Annotated in this window: 1 protein-coding gene; it reads left to right on the top strand. The window is 40.5% G+C overall.

Going from position 1 to position 257, the window contains the following annotated elements; genetic code table 11:
- Positions 1–257, top strand: a 257-nt coding sequence (locus AAEY80_RS14675) for an aminotransferase class I/II-fold pyridoxal phosphate-dependent enzyme (protein ID WP_350588618.1), incomplete at both ends; no start/stop codon positions are given.

Raw genomic sequence — 257 nt, 5'->3', positions numbered from 1 at the left:
GTATTGCACCTGCCGATTTAGCTGTCGAATTTAGAAAAATTCATCAGTACGTTACGTTTTCAAGTTTTACCCCCGCACAGCATGCGCTTGCCGATATGCTCGAGCAGCAAGGTGAGCATATAGATGAGCTAAGCGGGTTTTATCAGCAAAAACGCGACTTATTAGCGAGTCATTTAAGTAACAGCCGTTTTAAAATTTTACCTAGCCAAGGCACTTACTTTTTATTGTTAGATTACAGCGATGTATCGGATTTAAAC

Origin of the sequence: Psychrobacter sp. 78a-MNA-CIBAN-0178 (assembly GCF_040309625.1) — a bacterium.
GTDB classification, from domain to species: Bacteria; Pseudomonadota; Gammaproteobacteria; order Pseudomonadales; family Moraxellaceae; genus Psychrobacter; species Psychrobacter okhotskensis.
Note: the sequence above shows the minus strand (reverse complement) of the source record. Positions and strands in the feature narration are given on the sequence as shown.